7 protein-coding genes and 1 tRNA gene are annotated in these 15,691 nt (G+C 62.3%); 3 read left to right on the plus strand and 5 right to left on the minus strand.

Annotation, left to right across the window (positions count from 1 at the left end; genetic code table 11):
* Positions 1-27: 27 nt before the first annotated feature.
* Together R9X44_RS01650 and R9X44_RS01655 are read left to right on the plus strand one after the other, a co-directional pair.
* Positions 28-101, plus strand: a tRNA-Ala gene (locus tag R9X44_RS01650).
* A 351-nt stretch (positions 102-452) separates the two neighbouring features.
* Positions 453-1,073 carry a hypothetical protein gene (locus R9X44_RS01655; RefSeq protein ID WP_319812117.1) on the plus strand — a complete coding sequence of 207 codons (621 nt, stop codon included), beginning with the start codon at positions 453-455 and terminating at the stop codon, positions 1,071-1,073.
* A gap of 710 nt (positions 1,074-1,783) precedes the next feature.
* Here the strand turns inward: R9X44_RS01655 and R9X44_RS01660 are convergent.
* From R9X44_RS01660 to R9X44_RS01675, 4 genes are read right to left on the minus strand one after another with little or no spacing between them, the layout of a single operon-like run.
* Positions 1,784-4,474 (minus strand): pPIWI_RE module domain-containing protein, encoded by a 2,691-nt coding sequence (locus R9X44_RS01660; protein ID WP_319812118.1) that lies wholly within the window; start codon positions 4,472-4,474, stop codon positions 1,784-1,786.
* On the minus strand, positions 4,475-8,146 hold the full coding sequence (locus R9X44_RS01665) for a hypothetical protein (RefSeq protein WP_319812119.1): 3,672 nt from the start codon (positions 8,144-8,146) through the stop codon (positions 4,475-4,477).
* On the minus strand, positions 8,139-9,011 hold the full coding sequence (locus R9X44_RS01670; RefSeq protein ID WP_319812120.1) for a hypothetical protein: 873 nt from the start codon (positions 9,009-9,011) through the stop codon (positions 8,139-8,141). The genes R9X44_RS01665 and R9X44_RS01670 overlap by 8 nt, the downstream gene beginning before the upstream one ends.
* A complete protein-coding gene (locus R9X44_RS01675) occupies positions 9,008-10,609 on the minus strand; it encodes a PD-(D/E)XK nuclease family protein (RefSeq protein ID WP_319812121.1) in 1,602 nt (533 codons plus the stop codon). Before R9X44_RS01675 ends, R9X44_RS01670 begins: the two co-directional genes overlap by 4 nt.
* A 204-nt stretch (positions 10,610-10,813) precedes the next feature.
* Here R9X44_RS01675 and R9X44_RS01680 point away from each other — a divergent pair, with 204 nt between their 5' ends.
* Complete coding sequence (locus R9X44_RS01680) at positions 10,814-12,118, plus strand: serine/threonine-protein kinase (protein WP_319812122.1); 1,305 nt, start codon at positions 10,814-10,816, stop codon at positions 12,116-12,118.
* Between the two features lie 109 nt (positions 12,119-12,227).
* On the opposite strand, the gene R9X44_RS01685 is transcribed toward R9X44_RS01680, so the two are convergent.
* Entirely contained in the window at positions 12,228-14,660 is a 2,433-nt protein-coding gene (locus tag R9X44_RS01685; protein WP_319812123.1) for a tetratricopeptide repeat protein, read from the minus strand.
* Between the last annotated feature and the right edge of the window lie 1,031 nt (positions 14,661-15,691).

Below are 15,691 nucleotides of genomic sequence, written 5' to 3' on the forward strand. Positions count from 1 at the left end.
TCCCAGGGGAAGCCAACCCCCGGGCAAGGGGATGTAGCGCAGTCCGGTAGCGCACTTCGTTCGCATCGAAGGGGCCAGGGGTTCGAATCCCCTCATCTCCACCCAACGCGGCCCAGCCGCACCCAAGGGCCTGATCGCCACCCAGCGACCAGGCCCTCGCTCATTCCCGCTGCCCCCACATCGCCAAGATCCCCTGCCACCAGGCAACACCAATCGATCCCAACAACACCCCGAAGGACTCCTTCAGGTCGTGGACGATCAACGGGGACACCTACTTCCTGGACGACCTCAAGGTCTTCGCTGACGGGCGCTCTACTACTGGGAGTGGGGAGATCTCGAGGGGCTGCGCGCCAAGATCGAGTGTGGTTGGGTGGCGACGTCGTTGCCCGAAGGCGGGCTCCGCGCATGCGCATGCGCTGGCGACGTGGCGGTTCGCCGAGCCGGAGACGTGGGTGACCGCGGACGCGCTGATCGGCGAGGTCGCCGATGAGATCGATCGGTTGAACGGACGGCCCGACTCGCTGGAGCGGTGCCGTGACGTCGCGGTGCGCTACGCCCGCTCGCGCACTGAGGAGGACCGCCGCGCACTGGGCGCCGCTTACGCGGCGGTGCCCGCGCATCGGCGGGTCTACCTGGGCGACATGGACGCCCGGGACGTCCCTTTCTGTTTGCTCATCGCGGAGATCGGCGAGGAGTGGGCGGACTACTTCTCCTTCGAGGACGGGTCCGGCGATTGGGAAGGCGGGACGACGGTCACCGAGCAGGCGCGGGAATGGGCGTTCCGATTCTTCGAGGACTGGGACACGCCCGATCCCGTCTGGGCCGCGGTACGGGAGGCCGACGGCCCCGTCGAAGCCTCCTCGCCGACCGTGCACCTCAACGAGGGACGCCCGATGTACCCGCGCGCGCACGGGCTCCGCAACACCTACTCCGCGCCCTTCACCGTCGCCGGGCACGTCTACCCCACGGTCGAACACCCCTCTGCCCAGATCATGAACGGCCCACCCACGGCAAAGAGCCCCAACGTCCGCGACCAGAATGCTGGTCCGCTACCTGACCGTCGTTCGCCGTGACGGCCGGTCGTCGGGTCCGCGCGTCTCGTCCTACTTCCCGACAACGAGGGATGGGTGATGTGACTGCCTTCTCCTGCGTGAACTGCAGAGCGCCGGTGACTGCCGCCAGCGAAGCGCCATATCCCACCCGAGCCTGAAGGCGTTGCTTCGGGACGCGGCTTCGGACTGTGGTCTGTCCGGGTCGCCGTCTGGCGGCCTTCGCCGATCCCTGAGAAACAATCCGAGCAGGGCGGAGAGCTTCCTCGCCCGGCCGGCACTTCACCCGAGCCCGGAACCACCGAGCCGCCTTCGGAATAAGCGACCCGCCCAGTGACCCTGCCATCCTGATCTACGGCACCTACGCCTACCCGGCTGGCTGGTCAATCAAGACAGCCTATGACGCGCTCGCCTAGGACGTCGACATCTGCACCCCGAAGACGTTCGTGGCTTGAGGCCCACGCGGATCAGCTCGTCGGAACGGGTGTTGCCGACTTGATGGACTGGACGGGCCGAACATGCTGCGCGTGGGCTGCGGAGCCGAGATCGCCACCGAGGGGAACGACTGTTGGGTCATCTGGGAGGACATCCGCCTGGAACCCACCGCGGTCACTGAACACCGTCCACCCTCGGTTGCGGACCTGGGAAACGATCACCCGCGCTGCGGGAAGGGAAAGGACGTGACCGCCAGTGTTGATCAGCCATGTCCATCGCCATTGGCGCGGCGGCTGACGTCAGTCCGTGTCGTCAGCGGGAAGCACATACTCGACCGCGAGTTTCGCCATGTGCAGCGGATAAGGGATCTTCAGCGGCGCATCAAGATCGGGTGCGAACCGCAGTTGATGGACGCAGTCAGCCCACTCTTCCGGCTGATCGGGCTCTGCTCCCGTCTTGCAGGCAGCCACAACGATCTCGAGCAGGTTCGGGTTGAAGGCGGTGACGCCCGTATCCCGAACCACCTTCTCTTTCTGATTGACGCGAGTCCCCTCTTTGCGCGCGGTCACCGCTGCGTTCTTCGCGGTGTGCGGCCGTTCTGAACTGCTGTAGAAGACCCGGCCACTGGGGTCACCGCCCACTGCCCAGACACCGGCGGGAATCCCCTCATGCGCTCCTGATCCATGCCATTGGGGGGTCTCGTCTCTCGCGCTGTCCCGTACCCTGACGTGGCGAAGTTCGCCGCCCCAAAGACTAATCGGCACGGCATCTCCGTCATCGAGCCAGATCTTGTCGAGAACCAGCTCTTCATGGCCGAGCCAGGTCCAGGAATCCCGCATATTCTGTGCATGGGAAAGTAGCAAGGTAGGAGTGTTGCGCAAGTTGTACAACATCGAACGCAAAAACGCTGCCGTCTCTCGACGCCTGATGGCTTTGGCGGAATCGAGCTCTGCCTCGTGCTGTGTGAATTCCTTAATATGCTCTTCGAGCATCTCTTCGGAGACTCCGGTCGCTAGCCAAAGAAGGAATTTCCGATAGGGAACCCAGCGGCGAACATCCGAGTTCCACCCCTCAACCGCCGCCACACCGCTGCTGGGACGAATTCTCACCGCCACGGGCTGTTGCACTGATCTCCGGGTCGGCCCGCGGCGCTGCCTCTTGGCCATCCAGACGGCCAGATACTGAATATCCTCGGGTACGCCTGATACAGTATGCTCCGGAACTCGGCTGAGACCGAACTGCCGGAATCCGTCCAGCCAGCTCTTTTCCACCCGATGAGAAATACTCTTCTCCAGAGCCTTCGTGGCCGGAGTCTGGACGAACTGACTGATAACCCCGGCATCAGCGAAGCCGAGCCTGACTGCGAACTTCGGGTCGGAGTGGCGGACCTTGAAAGTGCGCTCGATCTCGACCAGAACGATGTCGGGAACAGGCCCCCCGACCAGCGCCGAAGCGGCCGTTTCCGTCCGCCGGCGCTTGAGTGCAGCACGGAACTCGCCGGGCTCCAGATGGACGGCACCGACATCCAAAGCGCGGACGATATCGCCGACGTATGAGGTTTGGAGCACGATGGTGAGTTCCGGGCATCGCCAATGCCGGACGCCGTCAACCGGATCGCACGGCTCAAGCCCCAGGAGAGCGCGGAACGAATCCACTGCGGCGTCAAGGGTCTTCTGCTCCTGATGGCAGATCCGCGCGACGAACGGCTCTTCTCCGAGCATCTCGCGAAGCATCCTCCGCCGCCTGGTGGCGTCATCGTCAGCCGAACGCTCGGCATGTGCTTGTCGGATACTGGCTGCCTCAGACTTCGCTGTACCTTTCGGCACTCGCGCGGCGGCCGGGAGGTTCGCCGGTTTGCCCGATCTTGATCGGGTGCAGGCAGGCACGCGCTCAACGACCTCCGAGAGAGCCTCACCCACCCACCTCAGCATTGGGGCGCGATCCGCAGACATGAGGCCCGCTCCGACCTCGTGTTTCCCCATCACGTTGCTGTACGCGATCCCAGCCCGCACTCGCATTTCGTTCAGCCCCAGAAGAAATGCTTCCGGCTGCTCACTCAACAGCACCGCGTCGATCTCGCTCTCGATCAGGCTCGCCGTTGGGAGCAGGTCGATTCGGTCGACCGGTAGCCAATCGTACTGTGCCGTTGATAGAGAGTATCGGATTCGGTGACAGGCCATTCGTCGGGTGTCTCCATTTGTTCCGGGCCAGGGTGATTTTGAGACCACGTATACTGATGCCGCTCTGCCCCCGGTAAAGATCGTGCCACCATTGCCGACTTTGGTCACCCATCTCCTGACGCCCGTGCGGACATGCAATCGAGGAACCGGCGAGAATGGGATTCCATGAAGGGTGAGCGTGATTAGGTAGGAGAAGGCACCGTCCGGCTCGATACACGGCGGCCAGGAGACAAGTTCGGCTCCGTGGCTACCGGTCTGAGTCTCCAGGAACGACCATGATCGGCCGCTGCCTCCGACGAACGGTTCCTGGCAAGTGCCGATCAGACGGCCGCAGAGATCCGGCAACAACCTGTACAGACGGCGTTCCGGCAGGGCTGTACCGCCTCCACCGAGCTCCCGTCGGGTCAGATCCACGGGCTCGTGTATCCAATGCAGCGGGGACGATTTCAGCTCAGCGAGCGCGCATTTCTTGAGTGCTTCATCGCCGGAAAATCCCCGCAGCCAAACACCGATGAGGTCTCGGATCAGTGTGACGTCGACTGGGTGCTGACTGTAGAGCCAGGGCACGTCGTCGGCTACTGCGACTCGACTACCAGCGGTCAGCACGTCTGGCGCGGCCAGCGGGAGAAGCGCATTGAGTGAGCGGATCGGGAAGCTGTAAAACTCACCACGACGGTGCTCGGGAACGCCCGACCGATAGAAATCAGTCAGCACCTTCCGGAGCTGCGGCGGAAGGCGCAAGACATAGAAGTACGCCTTGGCCTCGGGGCGGACGGTGAAAGCGCCGAGTTCGATTGCGTTATAGGCCAATCAGAAGACCTCCCCACGATGATCTGGAACGGGCGTTGGTTCGGAATCAAGCAGAGCTTTCAGACCGTCGTAGAGCGGTCGGTAAAGCGCCTCAGCGAGATACTTGGAACCTGCGTCAACCGCCAGCCGATGCGCCGGAATCTTTCCTCGCCGCGCAGGTTCTCCGAAGTAGGGAGCGAGTACTTCCCTCATGCTGACGAGCAGACTCGTGGACGCTTGGTCACGCCCCGATCCCTCGGCGCGCTTGGGCGCGAAGGCAGCGTCTACGAAGTGAACTCGAGCGTCGACTCCGCCTCTCGTCAACCTTCCTATCACCTGCCAGAGCGTCACCATCAGGTCCCAAGTGAGGTACTCACGGTCGGCGGTGCTCAGCCCTCGCCAACTCATCGTCCGATTGGCCAACCTGTGCAACTCACCACGAGCGGTTTTGCGCCAGTCCAGGCCCGCCTGGTCGAGAGTCGGAGCCTTCACGACGCGAGTATCGAACTCACCACCCGACCGGATTTGGCGGGTCGTGTAGTCATTGAGGGCATGCACGAGGACGTCGATGCTTCCGGGTTGGGGGAAAGGCCGTGACAAAAAGTAGACAGCCCCGAATCCAGCCTTGTCTTGATCGTTTAGAATGTTGTGTCCGCGTTCGACGGAGAGCAGCGGAGCGACGAGAATCTTATAACCTGTGCTGGCAAACGACGAGACCTCGCCTCTGCGAAGCGTCGGTACCGCTTTCTCAGGATCGAGATCGAACAATGCTCCGTCTACCATAGGGTCGTAGTCGTCCGAGATGAGCAGGCACACCTCGCCCTTCCAGCTCTTGGACTCGTTGATCGTCACCGCAGCGACCGCCGCATCTCGATAGCTGCCGCTCAGCACAAGCAGCCTTCCCCGACCGATGGGGAGATCGTTGATCTCCGCTTGAAACTTGGAGAGCCCCCGATTGTGACCGGGATCTGGCTCGGACAGGCCCCTGGCCATTTTTCGAAGTATGTCGGTTCTGATATCGTCTCCGGCTCCCGAGAAATAGAGAGGTTTCTTCGGTGTATCACTGTCGGCACCGTCTACGCGGTCATAGATGAACGTTGTGTCCATGGAGATTTTCGGAAGCACTGAAGCCCGGCCCGCCTGCCCGGGGGCGGCGTGCAGAACGGCGGTGACCGGTTCTTCCAGGTGATAGCGGGTGGACGCACCTGCCCAGCTAGTGCCCGACATCAGCAGGACGTTGGGTCCGTGGCTGTCATCCACCGCATGTAGAGCAGGGAGCGCCCTGAGGAGCCGTCGGCCGAGCCCGGTATAGCGGATGAACCGGAGCTCCCCGGTCTTGTTGAATCCACGGTGCCCGTCGGGGACAAACTGGAACGCGAGGATGTCACCCATCGGTGATTCTGGGATCACTGCGGCGAAGTCGGCCGGAGAGCTGTGGTAGAGAGCATTGGCGGATGGGTCCAGGCTGAGCGCTGTCTCAATTCGCGGCCATAGGCTGGTGATAAGATTCAGTCGATCGTGCATGATGGCAAGAAGAATCGTGAACTCGAATCTGTGCCGTTCCAGTTCGACTTCTTGGCGGACGTTTTCTAGGGTTACCTCGTCGAGCCCGTTCTCCGGGTCCACGACCAGGGCGTCCGGGTCGCGGAAGCCCGCCAATGAGGCCAGCAGGTCTGCGACCTCACGACGGACCCGAGGGTTTCCCGGGCTATTGGTGACCAGCCGGCGGGCGAGTTCCGAAAGCCGCAGGGTCTCGGCCGCAGGGATGGGGTTCGTCAGCTCGGCTTCGTCAGTGTCACCGACTGGGTCGTCCCGGAAATCGTCGAGGATCTTCAACACGACATCCCTGCGCTTATCCCGGATCTTCTGCTCCTGCTTCGGATCCTGGTCGAGCCACTCAAGCAGTCGTGGCTGGGCGGGAATGTCGCGTTGCAGCCGTGTCGCCGGCCAGCGGCTGACCAGGCGTAGCTGCAACGACCACACGCTGAACAGGTCCGACCCGACCCACTCACGAAGGGATTCGTCCTCGACCAGCATCGCGTAGATCCTGTTCGCCGTCGTCGCGACCATGTCCAAGGCGCCCATCCACAGGCGAACGTAGGTGTTCTCCAGCTGGATCCGTCCTTGTCGCGCGAGTACAGCCAAGCTGTGCCGTGCGATGCCGTCGAGCCATGAGTCGTCCCCCCTCTTGTAGAGGGACGCCGCGGGCGCGAACACCCGATCTAGGCGGATCTGCACCTGGTCCGCTTCATCGACGATGATCAAATCGCTGTTGAGGCAGGCGGCCTCCAGATATCGGACTCGCTCCAGGTTCTGCTGCGCCGGTAGAGACGAGACCGCGAGGGCCTCGGGAGTGGCAATCCAAACAGTGGCGTCGGGCAACGATCGGGCGGCGTGATGGCGTGCGCAACTCCCCCACAGTGGGCAGGATCGTCGCCTTTGCTCCTCTCCGAGGAAAAGGTCTTCGCCCTCACCTTCGCCCGTTGGCTTGAGCGGTATCAACGAAGAGCAGGGTGCCTCCCGGAAGCGCAGAGCTAGATCGGCTTCCGCGCCTCTCAACGCACTGAGTGCACAGGCTGTGCTGAAGTACTCGAATCCAGCGTCATCATGTAGTAGCGGATTCGGCCAGCGGCTGCTCAACCGTCGATGGAGCCTGGTGATGTGCTTGTCCCGCTGCGATGCGCCGACGATGGGCACGGCCCGCAGCCTCGACCAGGACATGTACTCCGGATTCTCCTCCAGGTCAACCCGAGCGGCCTTTTCGCGAAGTCGGTTGAATCGTTCGGCGACCTTGAGAGCGTCTGCGACATCCCCGACTACGAGCACGGCGCGCTGATCGAGCATGGTCACGGCGTGTACCGCGATGATGTCCCGCAGTGTGCTCTTGCCCACGCCCGGTATACCGATGAGATTGAGCATCCGGTCGATAACGAGCCGATCCGCATCATGGAATTGCTCACCAGGCCCATCTGCCATCGAGAGTTGCATTCTGATGAAGCGTGTCTCCCAGTCGTCGAGGATCTTTGGGGAACCGGCATTGCTTCCTTCAGAGTCCAGCCAAGCCATCTGCCGGGCTGTGGAGCGAAGTGCCTCTACCGGCTCGTCGAAGGCGGATCTACGAGGGGAAGCTTTCAGACGCATTCGGGGCGGTGCGACGACCTGAAGGTCGTCTGGAATGACCACGTCCTCCCAGCCGAAACTCTGCCCTTTGAATCGGTGGGGACCGGCTTGCGCGGGTCGCAGTGAGCTCATGGTGAATGGCGGCATCGAGCTGATCAGATGGGTGTACAGGGTAGTTCTACCGGGCGCTTTGGCTGGGTTCAAGCGCACCGCCGGCTGCGTTAGATCGGGTGCATAGGAGAACTCACGGAACCGTGCGGGCAGTTTCAGATAGGCCTCAAGCGCGGATCTCCAGACCTCCCTGCGGTGCATCGAGGCAAGGTGATGGCGCGCGGCCCGGAGCAAACGATGCCTTGGCCCGTCGACCAGCCCCTTAGCCCTACCGAACGGATAGCCCCCGAAAAGTGTCCAGCCGTCGATCGGTCGAAGGCCGGGATCCACCAGACCCATGACATACATGCCGAGTTCGACCCGGTAGTCGAGCCCTTGCGCACAGAGCTCCCTGAACTCCTTGCTGCTCGACGCGGAGAGCGTCTCCAGGCCTTCTTCCAGATGTGCTCGCGTGTCACGCATTGGCTCTCCTCCACGACGCGATGCGCCGTGGCGCGACGAGCAGGTGGCGAATCGGACGTGTGACGTGGTGGAGGCCCTCGTCACGGTTCAGGATCCCGCCCGCCGCGATCCTGCCTTCCCCGGGACAGACCTCGACTTCGCATCGCCATCGGCCCTCGTCCGCGACCATCAGCAGTCCGCATACGCCGCATGTAGCGGCTCGGCCAGAGGAGTCGAAGTATCGGGATTGGACGTTGATGTAGACTATCCGCAGTAGTTCGTCTTGCAGCAGGAGCCCACCGACGGGCTGCAACTTCAACCTGGCTCTCCTGCTGGTCGTCAGGACAGGTTGCTCGATCATGGCGCCGAGAAACTCCCAGTACCCGTCCGCGACTTCGGCATCCCGATAGAAGTTCCGGATCTCCCTCATGATCAATCGCTCGACATCTTCACCACCCGCAGCCTCCCGCCCGGTCATGCCGGCTGCCAGCCGTACACAGACCTCGGACGGCGTGTCAGATCCCGGCGTCACCAGCCGGCCGGAGATCCATTCATCTCGGGGCAACCTCATGAAGGCCCAGTCCTTGAGATCCACATCTCGGCAGTAGGCCATGAGTTCTGGCAGGGATCGCGGAAACTGCTGCGCGGTACCACCACCCGGGTGCCGGATGGCACCGATCAGGGCGATCCGGTCCACCACCCGCTGCGCCAGTGTCGGGTAGGGCACCTCGAACGGCTTGTCCGACGGCCAGTCCGCGAGGGTTTGGACCGTGAGAGCGACCATGCGGAGGATGCGTAGCGATTCCTCCTCGTCGAACGCTCCACCGACCAGCTTGTCGAGGATGTTCGGTGAGCGGAAGAGGTCCTCGTCTTCTTGTTCGTTCATACCCGGGGAGCCTCTGTCTCCGCCACCGAGCACCAGCGCTGGTAACCGCATGACCGGCACACCTTCTCCGATGGTGTTGGCGTGTACTCGGTGTCGCTATGCCAAGGCCCGACAAGTCCGGCTATCACCTCCCGGGCCGCTGCGCGGATTCGTGCCGACCTCGGATCCAGAAGTCTGATGTCCGGCTCATCACTCCGGAGTACTTCCAACTCGATGAGCGATGAGGGCCCCAGCGGGATCTCTCCGAACTCGAAAAGCAGTACCGCAAGAGCTAGCTGTGGATACCGGGTCAGCAGCTGCTCTCCGCCGGAGCGGCCCACTTTGGTCGTCGTCTTGACCTCCCGATAGCACCAAGAGCCATTCCTGCGATAGAGCAGGTCCGCATCCGCGACGATGAGGACGTTGGCTCTGCGGTCTTCGATGACAAGTCTTTGCTCCGGCCTCGCCTTGTCGTCCGCGCCGAGGCCCGTGAGCGGGCAGACTTCCAGGTGCATGCGCAGCATGTCCCATGCGTTGCGGGAGTCAATCGCTGCCAGGTCCCACCTTTCCGAGGCCCAGGTGTTCGGATCGTCGGGCAGGTCGTCCTCCGTGCAGGGCCGAACGGGTGTGCGTTCGTGCATCCTCCGAAGCCAGTCGTGGACGGCCTTGCCTTGCCTGACAGCCTTGGGATTTTCCTGTGCGTCGTGGGAAGGGAGGCCTACCTGCCTAAAATGCGCTTTCGCTGGGCAGTCTGCGTGGTAGCGCCCAACGGTCACTGACCAACTCCGCCAGGCGAGCGGCTGCTCGACCCCCAGCACACCGGGCCGTCGGTGCAAGGCCCGGCAGCTAGGACGGATCTTGCACTCGTAGCAATCACGACCTGGTCGGCGCGAATCATCGGAGAGTATGTTGCGCAACGCGGGTGAACCGAGCTCTACGAAAAGCCTCTCCGCGACTGAGCGAGGCTCGTCGAAGACGGTCTCGGTGCGTCCATCGGCTGAGCCGACCTTGACAATTCGGACGCGATCGGGAGGCAATGTCGAGGGATACCGTGAGTCGGGCGGCAGCAAGGGGAAGATCTCTCCGGCCAGGTAGGATCCCCTCGACGCCGTGAATCTCAACCGATCGATCTCGGCGCCCGTTGCGAGTACGTACGCCATCACCGCGATCTCTTCGTCGGAAAGACGCTTGTCTTCGGCCCTCTTGACGACGGGCACTCTGAGCTCTCGAAAGATCCGTCCGCCACGCGAGTAGGCGTAGGGTCTGCCCCATACGCACAGTTCGAAGGGCCTAGCTGTGCCGTCGGCTGCCGGGTACTGGCGAACCCACGACGCGGTGGCGGAGAGCCCGGTGGCACCCACCAACCCCGGGTCGTTACTCAGGGCAGCCAGATAATTTTCCGCCGCCGTCCTGGTCCAGGCCATCAAGCCGGGGTGGACGGGAGAGATCCGGTTACCGCCGACTTCCCGCGGAGACTCGCCGAGTCCCGGCAGCAACGCACAGGCCTCATCGAGCGTCATCGTCGCTGGTTCGTCTTCCACCACATTAAGGACGGCCATCAAAGGAGCGACGATCACAGCCTCCAGCGAAGACGGTGCCTGCTTGTACTGCCGCGGCACCAGACGATCCGACTTCACGCGACGGTTGGTGGGGCAATGGTCTTCGCCCGGCCGCGCCGACGAACTGTACAGCCGCATCGACGCGCTATTCGCAAAATTGTTCGAAATGACGTCACCTTCCGTTCCCGCTCGCGGTGATTATGCAACTTCGGCTATAGACTTGTGAAGGGTAAGCCAAGGATCGCTATGGGAAGGTGGGATAAAATGGACGAATTGGGCATAGGGGACATGGTTGCAGGGCGCTACCGGATCGTCCGCTCCCTCAACTCGAGCGGCGGAATGGGCGTGGTCTGGCTGGCTGAGGAGAGGGCTCTCGCCCGGCGCGTCGCGATCAAGACCATGGCATCGGAGCAGGTGCTCACGAGCCGGGGTTGGAACTACGGGGCGTTGAAGGAGCGCTTCGAGCTTGAGTATCGTGCGACGGCGACCCTGGACCATCCAGCCCTGCCCGCCATCTACCATGCGGGTACACTGCCCGGCGGGCTCCCTTACTACGTCATGCAGCTCCTCGCTGGCAAGACTATCCATGAGCTACTCGAAAGGCGTGGCCCGACGTTCTTGATTAGCGAGGCAGCCTGTTTTGGTCTCCAGCTCTGCTCGGTACTCGCTGCCGCTCACGAGAGAGGTATTGTCCATCGGGATCTCAAGCCGGAGAACCTGATAGTCCTGAAGTCGGGGCTGCTGAAGATCATAGATTTCGGGATCGCCTACGTCGTCGACACCAATCGCAGGATAACGACGAGCCATAGTCCCGGGAGCACAGGCTTCATGGCACCAGAAGTTTATTCCGGGCGGAGCCCAGGTAGTCCTGCAGCAGATATCTACGCACTCGGAGCTCTCATATACATGCTCCTCGGGGGGCCGGTGTTCCGCGGTGACACCGCGACCATTGACCGCGCCCTGCTCACGGCTATTCCTGATCCGCTCTCGTCCAGAAACCCCCGCGTGCCTGCCGAGCTCGCGGAGCTGGTGGATCAAATGCTATTGCAGAACCCCGATGAGCGGCCGGCTGATGTCAGGGAGGTCGCGGCACGTCTGGCACCATGGATCCCTGCGGTCGACCGGCTTGAGTCGACGCCGACCGAGCATGATCTGACTCGCCCGTTCCGCACACCTTGCGCCCTGCCCATCGTAGAGGCTGGAAACCTGAAGCTGCCCCAGGTGCGGATTGAAACGCCCGAACTGACACCACGGCGCGTCTTCGCCGAGTTGACTGCTCTGGAACAGGAGTGGGAACAGGGCGATCGGTTGAAGGTCGTCGAGAAAATGGGCGACCTGTTGCGGCGGGTGAGGCGGCAGAATAATGATCTGGCCAACGAGCTATTGGACATTGGGCCGACTCACTGCCGATATCTGAAAGAGGTCGGACGCTACTCCGAGGCGCGTGCCGAGCTCGAATGGTTGCGGGATGCCTTCGGGCCAAAGCTTGGCTCGAGACATCCCGCGATACAGGAAATTATTCAGCAGATCGAAGCGCTACCTCCGGATCGCGATACCAACTCGACCTGAACTTTCTCGAGGCGGCCTCTTGGGATCGGTCGGACCAATCAACATCGTTCGTCTCCTCCGGGCGGGATCCCATCATCTGGCATCAACTCTATCATTTCTATGCGTCATTTTAGGAAGTATTATCGATCCTTCTGGCTATCTCGGCGGCTTCCCGGCGGGCTTCTGTCGCTCGGGCTGGTTCGCCTACGGCGATGAGGACCTCAGCCATGCTCAGAAGAGCCCGAGACGTGTTCACTTCGTGCCCTATTGACCGATAGAGAGTCAATGAGCGCTCGAAGTATTCGAGTGCTAGTGCATTATCTCCCATGTCGCGATAGATACAGGCGATGCTGTCGAGGTCGGCGGCATGGCTTGTATCCTCCTTCAACTCAGCATGGATCTGGGCAGCGGTCATGCAGTGCTCGAGGCCGTCCCGAAGCCGACCCAGGGAAGCCTCACTCCAGCCTAGTCCGTTCAAGGCGTCTGCCTTTTCGCCTTGTACTCCGCTCGAAGCGAATACTTCGACTGCGCTCCGGTAGTGTGCGATCGCCTGCTCGTGGTTTCCCGAGGTCGAGAGGATGACGGCGAGGACGTATTCACAGCGGGCTCGTTCCAGTTCTCGCGTCGGCTCCAAGTGGCGCAGCACTCGTTGTACAGCCTCGGCGCCCTCGCGATGGCGCCCGAGGCGGCGGAGGGTGACCGCACGGAGCCTCTCGAAATAGGGTCGGTTCTCCGCTCCTTCCAGCGCCGTCAGGAGCTGGTCCAGCATGTCGAGACATTTCTGGGAGCTACCTGTATGCCAGAGCCTCTCGATCAGGGCGTCAGCGATCGTGATTGCCTCGCTCAGAAGTCCGTTTTCCAAACCGTACTCGAATGCCGCCAGATATCTGGCGATATCGGCTGCCGTCCAGGATCTGGCCCTTTCCAGCTCGGGTGCACGGACCGCATAGTGGCGTAGCAGCCGGAGGTTCGCTTCGTTCATCAACGAGACGGTCCCGACGCTCGCGCTACCACGTTCAAGTGCGTATTCCCGCAGCAGGTCATGCATGGTGAAGCCATCGGCTCCCTCGGCCAGTAGTTGTCTCCGGGTGAGTTGCCGAAGGACTCGCTCCGCGCGTGGACGCTGTAGCAGAGCGCGGGCCCCGTCGATGCCGAGCGTAGGTCCAAGGGCCCCTCCACACAGGAGAAAAGCGTCCCGAAGATCTTCCGGTAGCGGGTCCACCGACCAGGAGAACACCTCAACCAGGCTGACCGAGAACTCTCCCAGCTCGAAGATGTCCAGCATGGCTGTACGGTCGTCGAGTTGTTCGGCGAAGAAGGACAGGGGTAGGCCCGGGGCTTCTCGCACACGGCCGCCGACCATGGCCACGGCAAGGGGAAGACCACCGCAAGTGCGCAAGATTTTCCTGAACGCCTCTCCTTCATGTGTGATCCGGCTGTCGTCGACGTAGGCGCGGAGCAGCTGCTCCGCTTGCGTTGAAGACAGATCCCCGAGGCGTAGGAACGCTATGTCCGCACGTGTGAGAAGCCCGCCGAAGTTGGATCTTCCCGTGATGATCACGACCGATTCGCCTCGGCGCGGGAGTAGGCCCTCGACGACCGCGTCATCAGCGTTGTCCAGGACGATAAGGAGCCGGCGGCTTTCGATCAACCGATGGTAACGGCTGATTCCGTCCGGACCGTTGTCGGGAGCCTTCAGCCGTTCAAGCAAGATTCCTGCGGCCTCATCGAGGGTCAGCGGTCGTCCAGGTCCGTACCCACCCAAGTTGATCAGTACCTGTCCGTCGGGAAAACGACTGGCCCAACGGTAGGCGAGTTCGGTTCCGAGTACTGTCTTGCCAGAGCCTGGGCCCCCGCTAATGATCAGATGCCGCGGGTTTTCCATATGTGGATCGGCTTCAAACCTTTCGAGGAATGGCTGCTTTCGGGCGGGAAGATCGAAGATGCCGTGAGCGGTGCACACCTTCCGTGTGTGTACCTTCAAGTAGTCCGTTGAAACCCAGCCTCGGCGCGCACTCAGCTCCACTCCCATTTTGAAGAGGGCCCCAAAGACCTTTCGGCCGCTCTGCACGTCGTCGTCCGGTGCCAGCAGTCCGTGGCAGCGTCGTAGATGAAGCCCGGCTGGGTCACTGAAGTCGAGCCTGGTGATCTGTAGAGAACGGAGTATCGCTCTGAACTCGGGCTCACGAATCTCCGTCCCGGTCGATCGACGCCATCGGGATGCGAGGGAATCCCGCAGGATGGTGAGTGCTCTGCGTTCGCGGTGATTGCCTGCAACTTGGTCCAAAGGATAGCCCTGCGGGTGGTCTCGGAGCCGTGCGAACATCGAGGAGAGCTGAAATGAAGCGCTTCCGCGCTCGTCGGTGAGGATCAGCAACCGGTCGCTTTTCTCACGCAGCTGACGAAATCCATCCGCCGTCGGGATTCCATGGATATAGGCCTCGACGACTTGGTCCAAGGCTTTGCCGAGATGCTGTGACGCTCTATCGAGCCGAGACAGCCCAGCCTTCGCCTGGATGAAGATGAATCCGCCATTTGAAAGCGAGATCCCAAGATCGTCCACCGCATATCCTACCTCGCTACCGACCGCCTCGATCTGGGCCTGTGGGTCAAGACCCAACGCTGGCACGAGGCCTGCTGTAGCGTGAGCAGCCCAGTAAGCGAACACTTGTGCCTGAAAGGCAATGCCCGCAGCCGCCCGGGAGCCCCCGCTGGAAGAGGCATTCCATGATTCTGGATGAGCCATAGCTCCTTTGTACCGGGGTGCTACGACATCTGAGCGGAAATCAGTGGTTCGACTACGGCAGGTGTTTCGTCCTCGAGGTCGATACGCTCCAGGGGGTGCGCGGGTGTGGGTCCTGGAACGGCGGCGCTGCCGATGTTGATCTCTCCGGCCTCTCCCGTTCATTCCGGGCGGGAGCTAAGGAAGGTTGGTCCTAGAGGTGGTGGGGGTTGCGGATGGCGAGGCCTAGGACGGCCTCGAAGCCGTGGGTTTGGGAGCCGAGGACTGGGCGGAGGTGTGGTGGTCAATCGCGAGTGAGGGAGGGAGCCGTGCTGGCTCGGACGTCGGACGGGTCGTCGGGAATTCGTTGGGGTCACAGAGTGCTCGGACGAGAGATGGGACGAGGTATGAGCGGGATGCTCGGATTTGGGGTGGGGTGTTGATGCGGCGGAAAGGGCGTGGTGCTCGATGGTCGCTGATGGTAGTCGGGGTGGTTTTGTCGGTGGTGGGGTGTTGGGTGGTGCCTGTTGATAGGACGCCGATGGCGGAGGATTACTTTCTGGTGCGGAACGGGTTGGATCGGGAAGTGATGGTCGTTGTGGAGTTGGGGGGGAAGGGCGGTCACGCGCGTTCCGGTCCAGGCGGGGCAGGGGGGTGGTTGTTCGGGATTTGTGAGGGGAAGTGGTCGTCGGTGGTGGATTCGGAGGGTGGGCGGGTGCTTGCGGTGATTGAAGGGCCGGTGTGTCCGGGGGACATGTGGGTTATCGGGGCGGATGGGTCCACTCGTCTGGAGAAGGCTCCGTAAGGGTGGGCGGAGGGTGGGGGACGGTGGCCGGGTTGGGTCAGGGGGTGGGGGTGGGGGGCTGGTGAGG

The organism is Actinocorallia sp. A-T 12471 (assembly GCF_033875155.1).
GTDB lineage: Bacteria > Actinomycetota > Actinomycetes > Streptosporangiales > Streptosporangiaceae > Actinocorallia.